Annotated in this window: 14 protein-coding genes and 3 pseudogenes; 9 read left to right on the plus strand and 8 right to left on the minus strand. The window is 68.3% G+C overall.

What is annotated here, in order from left to right; translation table 11 throughout:
- Positions 1-88 precede the first annotated feature (88 nt).
- Both FCI23_RS48875 and FCI23_RS48880 read right to left on the minus strand, forming a co-directional pair.
- Positions 89-424 (minus strand): PPOX class F420-dependent oxidoreductase, encoded by a 336-nt coding sequence (locus FCI23_RS48875; RefSeq protein ID WP_136730452.1) that lies wholly within the window; start codon positions 422-424, stop codon positions 89-91.
- A 1031-nt stretch (positions 425-1455) separates the two neighbouring features.
- Positions 1456-1746, minus strand: a complete 291-nt coding sequence (locus FCI23_RS48880; protein WP_407646143.1) for an SDR family NAD(P)-dependent oxidoreductase — start codon at positions 1744-1746, stop codon at positions 1456-1458.
- Between FCI23_RS48880 and FCI23_RS48885 the strand changes: the two genes are divergently transcribed.
- A complete protein-coding gene (locus FCI23_RS48885; RefSeq protein ID WP_136730453.1) occupies positions 1718-2683 on the plus strand; it encodes an integrase core domain-containing protein in 966 nt (321 codons plus the stop codon). The two genes, FCI23_RS48880 and FCI23_RS48885, sit on opposite strands and share 29 nt — an antisense overlap.
- 100 nt (positions 2684-2783) lie before the next feature.
- Here the strand turns inward: FCI23_RS48885 and FCI23_RS48890 are convergent, their stop codons facing one another.
- Positions 2784-3107 (minus strand): hypothetical protein, encoded by a 324-nt coding sequence (locus tag FCI23_RS48890; RefSeq protein ID WP_136730454.1) that lies wholly within the window; start codon positions 3105-3107, stop codon positions 2784-2786.
- Positions 3108-3618: 511 nt separating this feature from the next.
- Between FCI23_RS48890 and FCI23_RS48895 the strand changes: the two genes are divergently transcribed.
- The 3 genes from FCI23_RS48895 to speB are packed head-to-tail and all read left to right on the plus strand — an operon-like array spanning position 3619 to position 8384.
- Positions 3619-5052: a purine-cytosine permease family protein gene (locus FCI23_RS48895; RefSeq protein WP_136730455.1), complete on the plus strand. Its 1434-nt coding sequence runs from the start codon at positions 3619-3621 to the stop codon at positions 5050-5052.
- Entirely contained in the window at positions 5052-7316 is a 2265-nt protein-coding gene (codA, locus tag FCI23_RS58870) for a cytosine deaminase (protein WP_211265815.1), read from the plus strand. Before FCI23_RS48895 ends, codA begins: the two co-directional genes overlap by 1 nt.
- A 48-nt stretch (positions 7317-7364) precedes the next feature.
- Positions 7365-8384, plus strand: a complete 1020-nt coding sequence (gene speB / locus FCI23_RS48905) for an agmatinase (protein WP_136730456.1) — start codon at positions 7365-7367, stop codon at positions 8382-8384.
- A 52-nt stretch (positions 8385-8436) separates the two neighbouring features.
- On the opposite strand, the gene FCI23_RS48910 is transcribed toward speB, so the two are convergent.
- The gene (locus FCI23_RS48910) at positions 8437-8766 is read right to left on the minus strand and encodes a hypothetical protein (protein ID WP_136730457.1); all 330 of its coding nucleotides are present in this window, start codon (positions 8764-8766) and stop codon (positions 8437-8439) included.
- Positions 8767-9098: 332 nt separating this feature from the next.
- On the opposite strand from FCI23_RS48910, the pseudogene FCI23_RS48915 reads away from it, so the two are divergent.
- Positions 9099-9437, plus strand: a pseudogene (locus tag FCI23_RS48915) (helix-turn-helix domain-containing protein); the annotation flags it as partial.
- A gap of 157 nt (positions 9438-9594) precedes the next feature.
- Positions 9595-10468, plus strand: a pseudogene (locus FCI23_RS48920) (IS5 family transposase).
- Positions 10469-10508: 40 nt separating this feature from the next.
- On the opposite strand, the gene FCI23_RS48925 reads toward FCI23_RS48920, so the two are convergent.
- Positions 10509-10925 (minus strand): DUF4260 domain-containing protein, encoded by a 417-nt coding sequence (locus FCI23_RS48925; protein WP_136730458.1) that lies wholly within the window; start codon positions 10923-10925, stop codon positions 10509-10511.
- Between the two features lie 395 nt (positions 10926-11320).
- On the opposite strand from FCI23_RS48925, the gene FCI23_RS61515 reads away from it, so the two are divergent.
- Entirely contained in the window at positions 11321-12553 is a 1233-nt protein-coding gene (locus FCI23_RS61515; protein WP_246144777.1) for a helix-turn-helix transcriptional regulator, read from the plus strand.
- 169 nt (positions 12554-12722) lie between these two features.
- On the opposite strand, the gene FCI23_RS48935 is transcribed toward FCI23_RS61515, so the two are convergent.
- Together FCI23_RS48935 and FCI23_RS48940 are read right to left on the minus strand one after the other, a co-directional pair.
- Positions 12723-14141, minus strand: a complete 1419-nt coding sequence (locus tag FCI23_RS48935) for a transposase (RefSeq protein WP_136730459.1) — start codon at positions 14139-14141, stop codon at positions 12723-12725.
- Between the two features lie 451 nt (positions 14142-14592).
- Positions 14593-15468 carry a LysR family transcriptional regulator gene (locus FCI23_RS48940; protein WP_136730460.1) on the minus strand — a complete coding sequence of 292 codons (876 nt, stop codon included), beginning with the start codon at positions 15466-15468 and terminating at the stop codon, positions 14593-14595.
- Positions 15469-15590: 122 nt separating this feature from the next.
- On the opposite strand from FCI23_RS48940, the gene FCI23_RS48945 reads away from it, so the two are divergent.
- Both FCI23_RS48945 and FCI23_RS48950 read left to right on the plus strand, forming a co-directional pair.
- Positions 15591-16589 (plus strand): NADP-dependent oxidoreductase, encoded by a 999-nt coding sequence (locus FCI23_RS48945; protein ID WP_136730461.1) that lies wholly within the window; start codon positions 15591-15593, stop codon positions 16587-16589.
- A complete protein-coding gene (locus FCI23_RS48950; RefSeq protein WP_136730462.1) occupies positions 16586-16987 on the plus strand; it encodes a nuclear transport factor 2 family protein in 402 nt (133 codons plus the stop codon). Before FCI23_RS48945 ends, FCI23_RS48950 begins: the two co-directional genes overlap by 4 nt.
- Positions 16988-17283: 296 nt before the next feature.
- Here the strand turns inward: FCI23_RS48950 and FCI23_RS61520 are convergent.
- Positions 17284-17446: pseudogene (locus tag FCI23_RS61520) on the minus strand (dehydrogenase); the annotation flags it as partial.

Raw genomic sequence — 17446 nt, forward strand, 5'->3', positions numbered from 1 at the left:
GGATCCCGGTGCAGATACGATGGCTCAAGGCCGTGCGGGCCCCTCTTGACGTCACAATCATGATCGTCTCGCACGGCCGTTTGCATGCTCAGACCGGGGTCTCAGCTACCGCGCACGACGTCGTTAGTGCCAGTTCCCGCGGCAGGGACTTGGCCGGGTCATCGACCAGTTCGACGGTGCCCAGGATGTCGATTGAGCGGTACGGGCTCGCGGGGTTGAAGACGGTGAGACTGATCCGGGGGTCCCGGGCCAGGTTCCGTGCCTTCAGCCGTTGTGCGGTGGTGGAGAACAGCACCGTGCCCCCGTCGCGCGCGACCCACACCAGCGAGGTGTGCGGTGCGCCGTCCCGGTTCAGTGTCGCCACGGTGGCGAAGCTCTTCCCGTCGAGCATGCCGCGGGTCTCGTCGTCCAGTGCTGCCGACACGGCACCACCCTTCTGTTCCGTCTGCTGTGCCGTCGCCGCCCTGTGCGCGGCACCGTAATCCTGCCGGACCATCCAATGAAGGCGTAATTCGCCCCGAAGTGCAAGAAATTCCCGCAGCTGTCACTCGCAGGAGTGGGTGATGGGACGGACGGGACTCGCACGGGGCACCGCCCGGCCCCGGGGAGCTGCGGCGATTGACGGAGCAGACCAGGCGTGCCGATTGTTGAATAGTTGAGAGTTCGGATGGCGAGTTCCGATCAGCGGAGCAGTCTCTTGCCTACGGGGCAGCGTTCGATTGTGCCTGGTGACGTGGATGTGTGCCAGCAGACTGTTCGGCCAAGAGGTCTCGCGGATGGAGATGGTCACGGAGCGAGTGCACAGCGGTCGTGTCGCTGAACTCCGACTCGTGGCCAGGCTGGACATCGACCTTCTGTGGTACGCCAGTTCCCTGTGTCACTGACCTCGTCCGTACCGTCGCGCCCCCCAGGGCGGCAGTCCCGGTTGTGTGCGTCGTGGCCTAGAGTGAACGACGCCCTGAGGTACCTCGTTCCGGTCTTCCCGCACGGACAGGGCGCAGCGCGGCGCGCCGTCGGTGCGTAGTGCTCCAGGAGAGTGCATGCTCACGTCCCCTTGCGCCTCGCGCATGAAGTCTCCAGGCCGACGGTCTTCGGCCACCAGCAAGAATTCGCTCGACTCTGCGACGCCCTCTGCCGTTCCCTGCATGGGTACGGAAGCGTCACCGCCTTGGACGGCACCGTGGGCAGTGGCAGGACCGAAATACTGCAGAAACTGGCGGAGTTCGCAATCGGCCAGTTGAGGGCCCGCAGCCCCGGCGAAGGCCCGGGGCGGCACTGGTCGAGACCAGTACTTTCAGCCACGCCGCCGTTGGGTCCGGACAAAGGCCCGGAGGTGGCACCCGGCGCTGCCATGGCAGCCCGGCAGGATATGGCGGACGTCACGTTCCATCCTTCGGACGGTTCGACCCCGCACCTCGGTGATGTTCACGGTCACCTGCGTGCCTCTCCGGTGGGTCAGGCGGCGGCGCGGAACGCGTACCGTACGGCGGTCAGCTCCTCCGACAGCTCCCACAGGCGGCGGCCGGTCTCGGCGTCGGCGGCCCTCGGGGCCAGCTCCACCAGCTTCGGCGCGCCGCGCAGCTCGGCCATGCCGTCGGGCCCGACGAACTGCCCGCCCCGCACGTCCGCGACGGTCGCCGCGTAGAGCGTGGGCAGCGCGCCCTGCTCCGGGGACTGGGAGAGCGGCAGGAGGAGGCGGCCGAAGAGGAACTTCACCATGCCGGGGGAGCTGGCCCGGTTGGGCATTACCGTCTCCGCCGCCACCGTCCGGGCAATACTGCGGCAGGGCGACATCCCGCCCGCGCGCCAGGGGGCGCGCGGCACCTGGGCCTGCTTCCTGCGGGCCCGGGCGTCTGGGCTGCCTGCCTGCGACTTTTCCCATGTGGATACCGCGTTCCGCGGGCGCCTGTATGTGCTGTTCGTCATGGAGGTCGAGGCGCGCCGGGTGCACATCCTCGGCATCACCGCGCACCCGAACCAGGATTGGGTGACGCGGCAAGTGCGGAACTTGATGATGGACCTCGAAGACCGCCTGGACCGCTTCGGGTTCTTCCTGCGCGACCGGGACGGGAAGTTCGCCGACGCCGTCCTCGCCGGCGCGGGCGTGCAGGTCCTTCTCTCACCGCCGAGATCGCCGAAGGCGAACGCCTTCGCGGAACGCTGGGTCGGCGCCGCCCGCCGCGAGTGCACCGGCCGGATCCTGATCATGAACGAGCGGCACCTACACGTCGTCCTGGACGCCTACACCGACCACTACCACCGGCACCGCCCCCACCAATCCCTCCACCAACGACCTCCCCACGCCGTGGAGAGCGGCCGGAGGGCACCCGCCATCCCATGGGGAGGCCGCGTCCGCCGCTCCCGACTACTCGGCGGCCTCATCAATGAGTGCCAGCAAGCAGCCTCACCGCACCGGTACAAACGACCTGGTCAACAGCCCGAACCGGGATTTTCACGCGGGACAGGCTCGGCTCGAATGGTTGACCCGGTAATTGATCCGTCGTCCGTTGCCGGGGGCCCGGCGGCCCTGGCCACCCCACGGGTCGCCCCAGTGGGCACCGCGCCGTCGGCACGTCCGGTACGGCGGGCGGTCAACCGCCAGGTGATCTTCCGGCCGCGCGCTACCCGGTCCGGGGACGCCGCGACCCGGACCGGTCAGCGGCCGAGTTCGCGGCTGAGGTAGGCCACCGATTCCCGGATCAGGCTGGGAATGTCCGTATATCCCGTGAAGCAGTGATCGGCACCCGCCACCGGCAGGCAGGTCGAGGAGACGCTGGCTTCGGTCAGCCGCTGATGGAGGCGCTCGCTCCGTGCGAAGGGCACCGCCGTGTCGTCCAGTCCGTGCACACCAGCAGGAAGGGATGCGCGGCTGCCGAGACCTGGGCCACCGCGCTGGCCTGTGCGGCGAGCTCGGGGAGGGCGGCGGGCGCCCCGCCCAGCAGCAGGGCTTCGGGCGTGTCCGCGCGGTCCGAGTCGCGCGTCGTCAGATCGGTCACCGGGTACCACCCCACCACGGCCGACGCGGCTCCCTTGGTCAGCCCCGCGAGCCCCGCGAGCGCCGCGAGCGTACCGCCGGCCGACTCACCCTCAGCGTCACGTGACCACACAGGCACTGCCTGAAATACGGCGGAGCCCTGCACCAGCTCGGGCGACCGCCGTCTAACCTCTGTGTGACCGCGGCGTCATGTGGAGGAAACATGCGGTAGGTAATTTCTGTCGGGCGACAGGAACCGACCTTGGTCGGCACGCAAGGTCACTCGCGGATGAATGACTCGGCTGTTCTTGCTTTCGCTCGGACTCTGCCCTGCTGGAGGGGCGGACTCTGCGGGTCTGTGCCGCCTCGCGGATAGCCGGCCTCAGAGCACCGTTGTGCTCCTTGCAGCCGTCGGCAACGGTGCGCACGGGCGGTGCCGCATGCCGCCTGGCCCGCACTGCTGTGGCAAGCACGTGCGGGACAGCGCGATCGGTCCGTCCCGCCCGGTGGGCGGTCGCATCCAAGAGATGAGGTGTTTTCGGGGCAGTAGAGGATTTTTACCAAGTTATCCACTGTTTCGACCGGGTCGTGAGTGGCACAGTCCACTCCAGGTACTTTCAACCATCCGCCCACTCTGAGGACACATGAACAGTTCAGCCGAAACGGCCACTCCGCAGACGGTCGTCTCCGCAGAGACCGTCGAGCACCAGTTGCTCCCCATACCGGACGATGCGCGGACTTCGACCGTCGCCCATCAGTTCTGGATCTGGGCGGGCGCTAATCTGGCACCGATCAACTGGGTGCTCGGCGCCCTCGGTATCGGCCTGGGACTGAGTCTCGCGGACACCGTCCTCGTCCTCGTCGTGGGCAATCTCATCGGCATGGCCGTCTTCGGGTTCTTCGTGCTGATGGGGCAGCGCACGGGCGTGAGCCAGATGGTGCTCTCCCGGGCGGCGTTCGGTCGGCGGGGGGCTTATCTACCGGCGGCGATCCAGGGTCTGATCGCCATTGGGTGGTGTGCGATCAACACGTGGATCATCCTCGATCTGGTGGTCGCCCTCTGTGCCAAGCTCGGCTTCTCGGGCGGTACCGGTCTAAAGATCGTTGTTGCGTTGGTGGTGATGGCGGCGCAGGTTTTCATCGCGGCGTTCGGTTTCCGGATGATCGCCGCCTTCGAGCGGTGGACGGTGCCGGTCACCTTGGTCGTGGTCCTGGCCATGTCCGTGATCGCCTGGACCCGGACCGGCGTGCACTGGAACTGGGCGGGAGCGCATCTCACGGGCACCGCACGACTGTCGGCGATGAGCACCGTGATGACGGCGATCGGTGTCGGCTGGGGCGTCACCTGGTTCGCCTACGCCTCCGACTACTCCCGATTCGTCCCGCGTGCGACATCGGGGAGGAAGCTGTTCTGGGCCTCGATCCTGGGTCAGTTCATTCCGGTCGTGTGGCTCGGTGTCCTGGGTGCGACGCTGGCCACGGTGAGCCAGAAGACCGACCCCGGCGAGCTGGTGGTCGGCGCCTTTGGCGCGCTGGCGGTGCCGCTGATCCTGCTGGTGCTGCACGGGCCGGTGGCGACGAACATCCTCAACATGTACTCCTGTGGTCTGTGTGCGCAGACCCTGGACTGGAGGATCGACCGCCGCAGGCTCACCTACGGGGTGGGTGTGCTGGCCACGCTCTTCACCGTGTTCCTGATCTTCCAGCAGGATTTCGCGAACACGCTGGACGCGTGGCTGGCGGGCATGGTCACCTGGGTGGCACCCTGGGCGGCGGTGATGCTCATCCACTACTGGGTCTTCGCCCGGGGCCGCATCGACGTGGATGCGCTGTTCGAGCCGCCCGGCAGCAGCCGTATCGGCGACGTGCGCTGGCCCGCGGTGCTCGCCTTCGCAGTCGGTCTGATCGCGACGTGGGTGTTCTCCTACGGTGTGCCAGCGGTGCTGCAGGGTCCGGGGGCACGGGCACTGGGCGGCGTGGACCTGTCCTGGCTGGCGGGAGCGGTCGCCGCCGGCGTTGTCTATTACGTTGCCGGCGCGCGGTCGGCGAAAGTACTCCCCGTATCGGAAGCCGTTTGATGGATCTGCTCATACGCAATGGCCGGCTGCTTGGGCGGCCGGATCTGATCGATGTCGTGGTGACCGGGGGCCGGATCGCCGCCATCGGCACGGCCGGCCAGAGCCCGGTGCCGCAAGGGGCGAGGGTGCTGGACGCCGGGGGAGGACTGCTCACCGCGCCCTATGTCGAACCCCACGTCCACCTCGACGCGGTGCTGACGGCCGGGGAGCCGCGGTGGAACGAGAGCGGCACCCTCTGGGAGGGCATCGCGTGCTGGACCGAGCGCAAGCCGATGCTCACCCGCGACGACGTGGTCGGCCGGGTGCTGCAGGTGCTGCGGTGGTATGTCGCCAACGGTGTCCTGCATGTGCGCAGCCACGTGGATGTCACCGATGCGTCGATGGTGGCACTGCGGGCACTGGTCGAGGTCCGCGAGATGGTCCGCGACGTCATCGACCTCCAGATCGTCGCCTTCCCACAAGAGGGCATCTGCTCCTTCCCCGACGGGGAGAGGCTGCTGGCCGAGGCCGTGCGGCTCGGCGCGGACGTGGTGGGGGCCATCCCGCACTACGAAGACACCCGTGAGGACGGCGTGCGCTCGGTGGAGATCGCCGTCCGCCTGGCCGCCGAGCACGGGCTGCGCGTGGACGTCCACTGCGATGAGATCGATGATGAGCAGTCACGCTTCGTGGAGGTGCTGGCCACCCAAGCTCTGCGCACCGGCCTGCGTGAGCGCGTCACCGCCAGCCACACCACTGCCATGGGCTCCTACAACGCCGCCTACGCCTACAAGCTGCAACGGCTGCTGCTCCGCTCCGGTGTGCACCTCATATGCAACCCCCTGATCAATCTCCATCTGCAGGGCCGCTTCGACGCTTACCCCAAGCGCCGGGGCCTCACCCGGGTGAAGGAGATGCTGGCCGCCGGTGTCAATGTGGCGTTCGGCAGCGACGACATCATGGATCCGTGGTTTCCGCTGGGGACCGCCAACCCCGTCCAGGTCGCCCTGGTGGGGGCGCTGGCCACCCAGCTCACCTCCCCTGCGGAGATCACCGAATGCCACCGGATGATCACTGACCGGGCCGCGGACGTACTGGGCCTCGGGGAGCGCTACGGACTCGCCGTCGGCCGGCCGGCCTCCTTCTTGGTACTGCCCGCCGCCGACGGCATCGACGTGCTGCGCCGCCAAGTACGGCCGCGCTACGTGATCGCCCACGGCCGTGTGGTGGCCGAGGGCCCGGCGGCCGACACCGTACTGTACTGGCCCGGCGAGGAGCCGCGGCTCGTGGACTTCGTACGGGACGCCGACCGGACGGCCCCCCCTGGGGCTGTCGCGATCCCGGCAGCAATCCCGCCTACGCCGGCCATCCCGGTGCGGGCCGAGCCGCGGCCCCCGGAGCCGCGGAATGCCGACGCCACCCGCCCGGCGGACCCGGTCATCTGGCCCGAAGGCCGGTCGGCGGCCGCGGTTCTCGGGTTCGACCTGGATGCCGAGGCCGTCGCGCTCACCGCCGACCCCTCCAATGCCACGCGCCTTTCGGTCATGTCGCACCAGGCGTACGGACCTCTCACCGGAGTGCCCGGGATTCTGCGGCTGCTGGAGCGGCAGGAGTTGCGGGCGACGTTCTTCGTACCCGGCTACACCGCCGAGCGCTACCCCGAACTCGTACACCGGATTGCCGATGCGGGGCACGAGATCGCCCATCATGGGTACTTGCACGAAGCGGTGCGCGGCATGTCGCCCGCGGACGAGGCGGTGATGTTGGATCGCGGGCTGGAGGCGCTGGAGCGGGTCACCGGGCTGCGGCCCGTGGGCTACCGGGCACCCATGTGGGAAACCACTTACGCCACGCCGGGCCTGCTCCTTGACCGTGGCTTCGAATACGACAGCAGCCTCATGGACAGCGACGTGCCGTACGTCCTGGCGGAGCACGACCGCCCCGGCGCGCGTTGCTTGGTGGAGATCCCGGTGCACTGGGCGTTGGACGACTGGGAGCAGTACGCCTACGTTCCCGAGGTGTTCGGCTCGGGACTCATCGAGAGCCCCGCCAAGGTGCTGGAGATGTGGTCACTGGAGCTGCGCGCGATGTACGACGGGGGCGGCTGCTTCGCAGTCACGAACCATTGCTTTCTCTCCAGGCCTGCCCGGCTGCGGGCGCTCGAACAGCTCATCGAGCTTATGAAATCGCTGGGTGTGTGGATCGCCACGGCGGGCGAGGTGGCGCGGCACGTCCGCACCCTCGACCTGGAGCCGCGGTCCTTCCCCCAGCCGACCATCGAGTGACACGCCCGGTTCCCCCCGGCCCGACGAGCGAATGAAAGTGAGACGGCGGTGACAGACGCAAGCGCGAGCGACGGCGTACCGACAGGGATCGTCGGTCCGGTCGCGGGCACCGTGGTGCCGCGGTTTGCCGGCAGTTCGACATTCGCCCGCCTGCCGCGAGTCGACGAGGTTTCGGACTATGCGATCGCCGTCCTCGGCGCGCCGTTCGACGGCGGCACCTCCTTCCGCCCGGGTGCCCGGTTCGGTCCGTCGGCGGTGCGCCAGGCCTCACGCAACCTGCGGCCCGCGTACCACCCCGACCTCGACGTATCGCCCTACGAACGGCTGCAGGTCGTCGACGCGGGGGACGTGCCTTGCAATCCCTACTCCATCGACGAGGCACTGCAGCAGATCGACCAGCACGCTTCCGATCTGCTTTCCGACCGACACAGGCTGATCACGGTCGGCGGTGACCACACGGTGGCACTGCCGCTGTTGCGCGCCGTGAACCGCGTACACGGCCCGGTCGCCCTCGTCCACTTCGACGCCCACCTCGACACCTGGGACACCTACTTCGGTGCCTCGAACACACACGGAACGGTCTTCCGCCGGGCCTTCGAAGAGGGCCTGCTCATCCCCGACCACTCCATCCACGTGGGGACCCGCGGGCCGCTGTACAGCCGGCAGGATCTGGCCGACGACACCGACTTCGGTTTCCAGGTGGTGCGAGCGGGTGACCTTGACCTGCTCGGGATCGACGGCGTGCTCGATCGGATTCGTACGCGCGTCGGTGACGCGCCGGTGTATCTGTCCATCGACATCGATGTACTCGACCCGGCCTTCGCCCCCGGCACCGGGACCCCGGAGATCGGTGGGTTCACCTCGCGCGAGTTGCTGCATCTACTCCGCGGACTGAGTGGTGAGTTGCTGGTCGCCGCCGATGTCGTCGAGGTGAGTCCCGCCTACGACCACGCCGAGGTGACCTCGCTGGCAGCGGCGACCGTGGTCTATGACATTACGTCGCTGATGGCCGCATCCGGGCGTGCTTCTGTACCGGACCCTGCGGGTGCTCCCCCGCGAAATCCCTGACGACCGACCTCACCGAGAGCTTGAAGCGGCTGCCGACGGGCTGCCAAGGGGACTACTCGACGTAGAATTCGCACTCCCCGACGGCCTCGGCAACAGCGCCGGGCCGACCTACCCGCTGCGGCCTGCCCGGCGGCGTGCGCCCAGGATCGTCGTCCTTCGAGGAGGGCATCGAGGAGTTGGCACTGTTGCGCGATAGGAAGTGCCGCAGCTTGGCCAGTTCACCGGTTTGCTGCTCGAACTTGTCCATCAGATCGGCCAGTTGCGTGGACAGCACAGTGATCTGGGCATCCTGACGCACCACTGCCTGCTCGTCGATCCGGATCGCCTGGGTGCGCGCGAACTCGACCAACTCACCCTGCGACAGCGACTTCAGATCAGGCACAGCCCGATCCAACCGCACCAGAGCAGCAACCTCACACAGCGTCACACACAGCCGTCACCATCACGCTCCGATTAGCCCCTGAATGTATGCGCTTGCTCTTCTATGTGCTCAGACCGGGCATGAAGCGTATAAGCCTGGACGCCGGCTCTCGGTCGTCGCGGCGAGCCGCAGTCGCTACGTTCCGGCGACTAGCTGAGTCGCGTGTCAGCCCCACGGAACTGACGCTGCGGCTAGTGCTCTGACCGGGATAGTTCACCGGGTCGTGGTTCGCGTTGGTGGGCGCGGGGCCGGTTGGATGTGAGCCGACAGGCTGTCCAACAGGTGGAGGCGTGGTGGCAGAGCCCGTTCGAGTCCGCAGGCTCACCGATCAGGAGGGGCAGCGGCTGCAGCAGATCGTGCGCCGGGGCAGCGCCAGCTCGGTGCGCTACCGGCGGGCGATGATGCTGCTGGCCTCGGCCGGCGGGAACCGCGTGCCGGTGATCGCCCAGCTGGTGCAGGCCGACGAGGACACGGTGCGCGATGTGATCCACCGGTTCAACGAGATCGGGCTGGCCTGTCTGGACCCTCGGTGGGCGGGAGGCCGTCCCCGCCTGCTCAGCCCTGACGAGGAGGACTTCGTCGCGGCGACGGCCACCACCCGCCCGGCCAAGCTCGGCCAGCCCTTCACCCGCTGCTGCCGAACTCGCGAGCCTTGAGACGCACCTGGCCACGCTGGTTGGCGCCCTGCCCGTGCGCCTGGATGCACCCGGCTGGTTTGCGCATGACCTCGGCGGGCCGGCCTAGGGCGTGTTTCAGAAGTGGATCAAGGTCGTGCGATGATCACGTTTCATGGCGCGGGGAGATCTGACAGACGCTCAGTGGGGGTGCTGGAGCCGCTTATGCCGCGGGGTATCAAGTCCGGCCGCCCGCCGGTGCACACCAGGCGGCAGCTGATCAACGGCATACGGTTTCGGACTCGGACCGGCATACCGTGGCGGGACCTGCCCGAACGCTACGGCCCTTGGGAGACGGTGTACGGGCTGTTTCGCCGCTGGCAGCGAGTCGGCACCTGGCACCGCATCTTCGAGCAGCTCCAGGCCCAGGCCGATGCGAAGGGCCTGATCACCTGGGACGTCTCCGTGGACTCGACGGTCGCTCGCGCTCACCAGCACGCGGCCGGTGCCCGCGAAAAGGGGACCTGCAGGTCGAACCACCCGGCGGCGTCTTCACCGAGCCCGTCGACCACGGCCTCGGACGCTCCCGGGGTGGGTTGACCACCAAACTCCACCTGGCCGTCGAGCAGGCCCAGAAGCCGATGTCGCTGGTGATCACTGCTGGGCAGCGCGGCGACTCCCCTCAGTTCCAGGTCGTCCTCGGCCGCATCCGCGTGCCCCGGATCGGGCCGGGACGCCCGCGCACCCGGCCCGACAAGGTCCGCGCGGACAAGGCGTACGGTTCCCGCGCGAACCGCGCCCATCTGCGCCGACGCGGGATTTGCTGCACGATCCCGGAGAAGCGCGACCAGATTGCGAACCGCAAGAAGCGCGGCTCCCACGGCGGCCGGCCGCCGAAGTTCGACATGGCCGATTACAAGGAGCGCCACGCGGTGGAGTGCGGCATCAATCGCCTCAAGCGCCACCGCGCGGTCGCCACGAGATACGACAAGCTTGCCGTCCGCTACGAAGCCACGGTGCTGGTCGCCGCCATCAACGAATGGCTGTGACCAGCACTTTCGAAACACGACCTAGCGCGAGAGCTCACCATCAGCGCTTCGCCCACACGCCCAGGTGGGTGATGGCGAAGCCGTGGTCGTACTTGAGGCCTGCCTTCATCACGCGGTCGAGTCCGATGTGGAACAGGCCGATGGCGCCGGCCACGGTCAGCGCGGCGATGTGCCACCCGAGGCCGGCGGCGAGCAGGGTCAGCGGCAGCGGCGCCGAGTGCGCGAGGTTATAGAGCCAGGCACCCGTCTTCGGGCCCGCGAGGTAGCCGAGCGCGAACAGGTCGGGGGCCAGGAACAGCGCCGGGACCAGCCACCAGGGCTGCCCGGTGGCGGCGAAGATGGCGAGGCCGGCGATGCCGGTGGCCAGCGCCTCGGCCCGCAGCCAGGCCAGCGGCCGGCCGGTGACCACGCCAGGGGTGCCGGTGGCGGTGTCGGCTGGCGAGTGGATGGCGGTCATGTCGGTCCTCCCGGAGCTCAGAGCGGCCTTAGACACGGACGACCGCTCACTGAGAGATCACTGCTCTCTAATGAGAGTAATAGTCTCCGTGATCTGTGCCCGCTGTCAAGAGCAGCGCTCTCGCTTATGTGACATGGCGCTCGTGGCGTTGCGAAGGAGCTCCGGCGCCGCCCGCGGTCGCGATGGGCCCGGCCCTGACCGCGGAGATCCGCTGAGCGATGGCCCCGATCACCACCACGCCGTGACCTCCAGCCCAAGGAAGAGCTCTTTGGGGCCCAGGGGCGCGAGCGGGAGGGAAATGGGGCCAGCAAGTGCGCCCCCTGCGCTTCACCTCGCGGGTCACGATGGTGTCGACGCCAGAGCGTCAGCTGTGCCCTGCTGTCACCATCGCGACCATGACACCCATCCTTGAACTGTCCACGTTCAAGCCAGATACCTGCCAAAGCGGCACAGCTGACTGGAACCCGATCGCGTCCGCGAGCGCGATGAGTGCCTTCTGCGGCATTATGGCAGGCTTTGTTTTTGCGGGAATCGTCGTAGTGATCGGCGAGAAGAACGCGCCGGGTGGCGACGGCCACGCCTCACGAGGTCTGAGGCTGTTGCTCCCCTGCTTCTTCGGACTCGCGGCGGCTTCCTATCTTTACGCCCTCGCGTCAGGAGAGCTGGTATGCACGCGCGCCACGACGGAGCAGCTGTTCTCGGGGGCGATCCTCGCGGGAGACGCCGTGGTGGTGATCGCCGGCCTCGCATGGCTACTGCCTGCGTACGAGCGGAACAGTCACGGGGAAGTCCAGTTCTTCCGCGGGCTGATCCAGTTCGCGGCGCAGTTCTCAACCTTGATGCTGATGGTGTCGTCCGACGGTTTCAACAACTCCGTGCTCCGTCACCGGGCTTCTTCCTGGTCTGATGCGGCGGTTTGGGTGAGCGGAGCCGCGGTAATGCTGGCGGTCTTCCTCTGCTGGTGGCGGCCGCTGACGGTCGCGGCGCTCGCCGCACGATTCGAGGTCAGCACGCGCACGGTGCAGCGCGACCTCCAGGCGCTGATGGAGGCCGGTGTCCCGGTGCGCACCACACCCGGGCGAGGCGGGGGCTGGTCGATCGACCCGGAGATGACCATGCCCCCGATCCGCTTCACCGCCGATGAGGCCTCGGCGTTGGCCACCGCGCTCGCCGCGGCCAGCGCCTCCGCCCCGTTTGCCGGTGCGGCTCGCACGGCAGCCCAGAAGATCGTGGTCTCGATGACCGGTCCCGCCTCGGCAGCGGCCCAGGAACTCGCCGCACGAATCGTTGCGCTGCCGTCACGGACCGACTCCGCGGTCCGCACCGCAGTGGAACAAGCCCTCACCACAAACACGGTGCTGCGGCTGTCCTACGTCGATGCGGCAGGGCGCGAAAGCGACCGCGTAGTGGAACCGGCCGGACTGCTCACCGCCGACGGCCGGTGGTACCTCATCGCCTGGTGCCGCACACGGCGGGCCGGCCGGGGCTTCCGGCTGGACCGGATCGCAGCAGCGGCTCCAACCGGTGAGCAAGCGCAGCCCCATGACCTGACCGAACTGCTGCTCGGCTCGGCCGCGGCCGGTGCAATGCAGCCCATGGCGCTGGCTTCACTCACACCTTCACCATGAGGATCCGAAGGCACCACCAACCCGGCGAACCTTTCTGGTCACAGCACTAGGCTGGAGAGGTTTCCTGCGGAGCCGTGCGGCTGACAGCAACGATTGCCCAGGCGCGCCTCTGTGGGATGCTGACAACACTCCTTAGCTGCCCCTTAGCTTGCGATTTTAGCCTTAGTCGTCACTCTGTGTGTTTGCTGGTGGTCGGTTCGCTCCTGCGGTAGGGCGGTCGCTTGGATTTCGGGCGGTTCTTCGAGCCTTTCGGGCGGCCGGGGCCGGGGTGGGTGGGTTGGGGCGAGTCGGTGGGTGTGCCGATGCGTGCGCGGAGTCGGCGGAAGCCGAGTCGGACCTTGTAGGGGCTCAGCGGCTTGCCCGGGTCGGGCCGTGGGTGCCAGGGTCGGCGCAGGTCGTCCACGAGGTGGCGGGCGAGGCGTAGTTGGGCGTAGGCGCCCATGGCCAGGGACACCCACCGGTCGGTGGCTGCCGCCGAGCTCAGGTGTGCGCTGGCCAGGCCGAGATAGGACTTGGCGAAGCGGTGGAAGTGTTCTTGGTCGAAGCGGCGCAGGTAGGCCTTCCAGAGCAGGTCCGGGTCGGCCGGTACGGGGCCGGCGTGCCAGAGCCACAGGTCCTTGGGTGGTTTGCGGCCGTCGGGCAGGTGGTCGACGACCACCTGCAGGACCGTGCCGCGAACGATCGGCAGCTGCTTGTCGCGCGGCCAGGTGGCCCAGCGGCCGATGCTGCCGAGTTTTTGGTGCATCCGCTCCAGGCGCGGACGCTCACGGTGCCGTACAGCTCGGAGGCCACGGTGCGTTCGAAGTCGGGACTGTGTCGTTTGGCGGGGTCGGAGCAGGAGAACTCCGTGCCGTGGCGCGGTGGCGCGGCCATTTGCCCGGTTGCCGAGGCGGGGGGCGAGGTAGAAGACTCGGGTGGTACGCAGCCGGACCAGCAGTTGTACGTCATGGCCGGCCAGGGCGTGGGTGAGGTCGGTGGCGTAGTTGCCCGCGTCGAGCAGGACCAGCGGCGGCGGGTCTGCGGGCTGTTGCTTCCCGGTCGCGGTCAGGTCTTCAAGCAGCCCGGTGATCTGGTCGATCGTGACGTCGGTGTGCTCCTCGCCGGGCCGCAGTCGGCGTGCCTCGATGGGGTCGACCCAGGAGGAGGAGCCCCACTGGATGCCGACAACCAGGCTGTAGGGCCAGCCGGGCAGCCAGCGGTCCCCGCCCTTGCCGCGGACCTGCACCATCGTCCGCTCATCGGCGTACTGGGCGTCGGGGCGCGGATGCGCAGTGGTGTCGATCGCGAACATCAGCGGCTCGGCCGCCCTGGCCGGGGCCGACAGGCCGACCAGCAGACGCCGCAGGCGGCTACCGGTGATCCGGCCCTTGGCCAGGGCGTCGTAGACAGAGCCGTGTCGACGGCGGAACTCCGGCTCCAAGGACATCTCTACCGGCGATCGCACCGGGCCCTGCGCACACAGCATCGCGTCCGCCAACTCGAACAGGGCATCCCCGCGGCGAGTGAAGCAGGCATGGAGACCCGCACGGAATCTGGATAAATCGGACAACGCCTCGACGCGGGCAGGGGTATCTTGCAGACTGTCCATCACGGCCTTCTGGTGCAACTGGATCTCTGGCGAGAACCCAGCGTCACCCGAAGGCCGCCCCCATGTCCGGGGAACAGCGGAACCCAGAGCTAAACGATCTTCGCGTCCTAAAATCGCAAGTTAAGTTGACACTCCCAAAAACAACGCTAGGAAGTTGATCTAGGCGCTGCCAAGCTGTCGCTCGCGACAGGCAGCGCTCCGGAACGCATCTCAACGACGACCCTGAACAATACGTGCGTGTTGACCTGGTCGGATCTGAAGCTTGCCTGCACCCTCACGCGATACGGCAACGGTTCCTGGTCGAGACGGGGTGTTTGATCGCCGTTCCATAGGGTCGGACGCTGAGCCGGCACAACGTAACCCCGAGCGATACCGGCAGATGCGCGACGAACACCGCGCGCGTGAGTACCGCTTGGTGCAGTTCAGCGCCAAGCGGGTCGGCTGGTCCCGGTCAGGCTGCCGGGGCGCTCAGGACGGCCTTGGCAGCCAGCCGGAGATTCCTGATCATCGGATTCGGGTCGCCCTTGCGGCTGACCAGGACGACCTGGCTGGGGGGAGCGTCCTCGATCGGGACGGTGACGAGGTCGGGACGCAGTGAGCTACGCCGATCGCCGACCGGTAGCACGGCGATCGCCCTGCCACTCGCGACGAGTTCGAGCTTGTCCTCGTAGCTCTCGATCGGCGGCACGCCGGCCCCGAGGATCCGGTAGGAAGTCCAGTCCGCGGTCTCGAACGCGCACGGCGCCGCCTCCTCGCCGGCCAGTTCTTCCGCGGTCACCGACGCGCGGTCGGCCAAGGGATGGCCGCGCGGGACCGCGAGCATCCGGGGCTCCTCGTACAGCGGGGTGGTGAACACGTCGTCGGCGGCGAACGGCAGCGGGGCCCGCGCGATCAGGGCGTCGACGCGCTTGTCGGACAGCGCCCCGACGTCGCGGCAGCTCAGGTACCGGGTGGCGATCTCGGCGTCCGGACAACGACGGCGCAGTTCCCGTACGGCGGCAGTGATCACCAGGTCTTCGACGTAGCCGATGGCGATTCGTTGGGTCTCGGCTTGTTCACGCACGGCCAGCTCGGCCTGGCGGGCGGCCTGCAGCAGGGCTTGGGCCCGGGGGAGGAAGCTCTGGCCGGCCGGAGTGAGCCGGGTGCCCTGGGGTATGCGGTCCAGCAGCCGTACGCCGAGATACTTCTCGAGCCGTTGGATCTGGCGGCTCAGCGCCGGCTGGGCCACGTGCAAGTCGGCGGCGGCCCGGCCGAAGTGCTGGTGCGCCGCCACCACGGTGAAGTAGCGCACCAGCCGCAGTTCCAGGTCCTGTCCGAGATCGTTCACCCTTCCAGCGTACGCGTCATGTCGTTTCGGAATGATCAGGTTGCCGAACCGGTCTTGGACGGCCATGCCGTCCTGGGCCTTGACTGAAGGAGCAACGTTTCCCCAGGAAAGCGACAGGCGCGATGAAGGCGATCCAGTTCCACGAAGCGGGCGGGCCGGAAGTTTTGCAGTATGACGAGGTGCCGGTTCCCGAGATCGGCCCGGGCGAGGTGCTCGTCCGGGTGCACGCGGCGGGCATCAACCCGCCGGACTGGTACCTGCGTGAGGGGATGAAGGTCATGCCGGCCGAGATGAGGCCGGCGCTGGAGTTCCCCCTGATCCCCGGAACGGACATGTCGGGCGTGGTTCAGGCGGTCGCTCCGGGCGTGCTGGGGTTCGCCGTCGGTGACGAGGTCTTCGGCATGCTGCGGTTCCCCGGATTCGATGGCCGGACGTACGCCGAGTACGTGGCCGCGCCGGCTTCGGACCTGGCTCACAAGCCGGCCGGTATCGACCACGTGCAGGCGGCTGGGGCGCCGATGGCCGTGCTTACGGCCTGGCAGTACCTGGTTGATCTCGGCCACGATGTGCCGTCTCCTTTCACCGGCCAGGTGCACCAGCCGGTGCCGATCACGCCAGGGATGACCGTGCTGGTCAACGGGGCCGCCGGTGGAGTGGGCCACTTCGCGGTGCAGCTGGCGAAATGGAAGGGGGCACACGTAATCGCGGTGGCCTCGGGCCGGCACGAGCAGTTCCTGCGCAAGCTCGGCGCCGATGAGTTCATCGACTACACCAGGACGCAGGCCGCGGACGTGGTCAGCGGTGTGGACCTGGTGATCGACACCGTCGGTGGCCCGGACAGCTCACGCTTTCTGACCGTGCTCAAGCGCGGCGGCACCATGCTTCCGGTGTTCTTCGCCGAGTACGACCCGGAAGAGACGGCGAGTCTGGGCATCACAGTCTCGAACATTCAGGTGCGTTCCAACGGTCCCCAGCTCGCCGAGATCGGGCGCCTGTTCGACGAGGGCAAGCTCCAGGTCGGGGTGGACAGCACCTACCCGCTGCCCGAAGCGGGCAACGCACACACGCGAGCCGCGCAGGGCCACCTCCAAGGCAAGATCGTGCTGACGGTGGTCTCGTGATCGCCGAACTCCAGCAGGCGGTGGCGAAGTACGCCCACGCCCTGGACGAGCTGAATGTGCCCGAGCTGGAAGCGGTCCTGACCGAAGACACCACCTGGACCTTCACGATGCCCGGACAGGGAGTGCTCGGCCCGGTCGCCGGACGCGCGGCGGTGCTCGACTTCGTCCGTGACGGGCACACGGTCCAGACCGGAAGGGTGCGGCACCACCTGGCCAATGTCGTGGTCTCGACGACGGACGCCACCACCGCTGAGGTGCGGGCCTATCTGGTGCAGACGAGGAACACCGGTGAGAGCATCCAGATGATCTCGACAGGGGTCTACACGTTCGGCCTGCGCCGGTCCGACGGTGGGTGGCGGATCGCCGAGCTCACCCTGACGCTGGACAACGCCTTTTAGGGCGGGGCTAGGCAGCGTGTCCGGCGGATCATCGGGTGCCTGCCGGCGGCGCCCGGTTACCGATTGGGCCGACGACGAACAGCGCGGCCCTCTGTAGGGAGATGGTCAGCCGGTCGACGCGTTGTTGAACGCCAGCAGGCCCGCAGCTTTCGCCGACCGGAGTGTTCCTCCGGAGCGGTGCGGAGCGTTGCCCCGGGCGCCGAAGCGTTGGCCGGGACGGCCGCCACGGTCGATGAACCTGTTCGAGACGCGCGGGCGAACCCGCCTCACCCGGCGGGTGATGACCGCCGCGCACATCACCAGGGCACTACGCCGGCATCCTCGAAGAACCCGCCGGTCGGGCCGTCGTCGGGCAGGGTCGCGAGCTTGATGGCGATCGCCGCGCCCTGTTCGGGGGTGCGCACGCCGCGGAAGCCGTTGAGGTCGGTCGCGACGAAGCCGGGGCAGCCGGCGTTGATC

This window comes from Actinacidiphila oryziradicis (assembly GCF_005047355.1).
Classification (GTDB): domain Bacteria; phylum Actinomycetota; class Actinomycetes; order Streptomycetales; family Streptomycetaceae; genus Actinacidiphila; species Actinacidiphila oryziradicis.

Coding starts and splice junctions, on each gene's coding strand:
- FCI23_RS48885 (WP_136730453.1), top strand. CDS start 1,718: ATGCCGGGGGAGCTGGCCCGGTTGGGCATTACCGTCTCCGCCGCCACC.
- FCI23_RS48880 (WP_407646143.1), bottom strand. CDS start 1,746: ATGCCCAACCGGGCCAGCTCCCCCGGCATGGTGAAGTTCCTCTTCGGC.
- FCI23_RS48895 (WP_136730455.1), top strand. CDS start 3,619: ATGAACAGTTCAGCCGAAACGGCCACTCCGCAGACGGTCGTCTCCGCA.
- codA (WP_211265815.1), top strand. CDS start 5,052: ATGGATCTGCTCATACGCAATGGCCGGCTGCTTGGGCGGCCGGATCTG.
- FCI23_RS48925 (WP_136730458.1), bottom strand. CDS start 10,925: ATGACCGCCATCCACTCGCCAGCCGACACCGCCACCGGCACCCCTGGC.
- FCI23_RS61515 (WP_246144777.1), top strand. CDS start 11,321: ATGACACCCATCCTTGAACTGTCCACGTTCAAGCCAGATACCTGCCAA.
- FCI23_RS48935 (WP_136730459.1), bottom strand. CDS start 14,141: ATGGACAGTCTGCAAGATACCCCTGCCCGCGTCGAGGCGTTGTCCGAT.
- FCI23_RS48945 (WP_136730461.1), top strand. CDS start 15,591: ATGAAGGCGATCCAGTTCCACGAAGCGGGCGGGCCGGAAGTTTTGCAG.